Genomic DNA, 1,069 nt, shown 5'->3' on the forward strand with positions numbered 1-1,069 from the left:
GGGCGGGGCGGTCGGCGGAGACAGGTGCCGAGCCGGCGGACCCGTGCGGCAGAGAGCCGGCGGACCCGACGGGCGGTACGTCGCCGGACGTGACCGGCGGCGTGCCTGCCGACCCGGCCGACGCTGCGGTGACGGGCGGCAAAGACTCGCCGGAACCGGCTGCCGAGGTCTCGGCGGCGGAGGAGGCTCCGGAGCCGTCGTGCGGCTCGGAGGCGGCGTCCGCCTGCCGGGCCGGCGCGGCGTCGCGGTCCGCCGGGCCGGCGGCGTCGGCGGGCGCTGCGGCGTCCACTGCCGCCGCGTCCACGGCTGGGGCGGAAGGAGCAGGTACGGGCACGCGTGCGGACCCGGAGACGCGGGGAGCCGGGATGGCCGCCGGAGCGCTGCCGGGCGTACCCGGGGAGGCGTCGCCGTCCGCCGCCGGCGCGGCGGCGGGCTGGGGTGTCGCCGGGCGGTCGGCCACGGCGAAGGCGGACCAGCTGGACGGCGGCACCGTGGCGCCGGGCAGGCGCCGGTCCAGCGGCGGTGGGGTGTCCGCCGGGGTGCCCGCCCGGTACGTCGTGGGACCGGCCTGCGGAAGCGGCTGCTCGTCACCGGCGGGCGGCGGCACGGCCGAACCGGCGACCGACACGCGCGCCCGGGCGACGGCTACCGGCCCGGGTGAGGCCGAACCGCGGTCGTCGTCGCCGGCCGGGTCGGCGGGGCCGGGCGTCGGTCCCGGGTGGACCTTCTCCGCCGGAACGTCCTGCTCGCCCATCTCGCCCCTCCGCACCCACGCTCGCCTCCAGCCGTGGCGCCGACCGGAAGTGCCTGGATCTCACCGTGCCATATTCCGGCCCGGGAGCACAGCCGGAGTGGCGGTTGGGTCAGTCGGCGCTGCTGCTCGGGCTGGCGGAGCCGCTGCCGGCCGTGCTGCTCGACGGGGCGGCGCTGCTGCTGCTCGGCGCGGCGCTGCTGGTGTCCGGCTCGGCGCTGGCGCTCTGGCTCGGCGTCGGGTCGGGCGAGTCGGTCGGGCTCGGCGGCGGCGTGCTCGGCGCGGGGCTGGACGTCGTCGGCTTCGGCGTCGGCGTGG

At 80.1% G+C, this 1,069-nt stretch carries 1 protein-coding gene and 1 pseudogene; one reads left to right on the forward strand and one right to left on the reverse strand.

The window, feature by feature from the left end; genetic code table 11:
- Positions 1 to 754: pseudogene (locus EAD96_RS27385) on the reverse strand (hypothetical protein); the annotation flags it as partial.
- Between the two features lie 65 nt (positions 755 to 819).
- On the opposite strand from EAD96_RS27385, the gene EAD96_RS31285 reads away from it, so the two are divergent.
- Positions 820 to 1,069 (forward strand): hypothetical protein (locus tag EAD96_RS31285; RefSeq protein ID WP_199733317.1); only part of this gene is annotated, 250 nt, incomplete at its 3' end.

This window comes from Micromonospora sp. BL1, from assembly GCF_003667485.1.
GTDB lineage: Bacteria > Actinomycetota > Actinomycetes > Mycobacteriales > Micromonosporaceae > Micromonospora > Micromonospora tulbaghiae.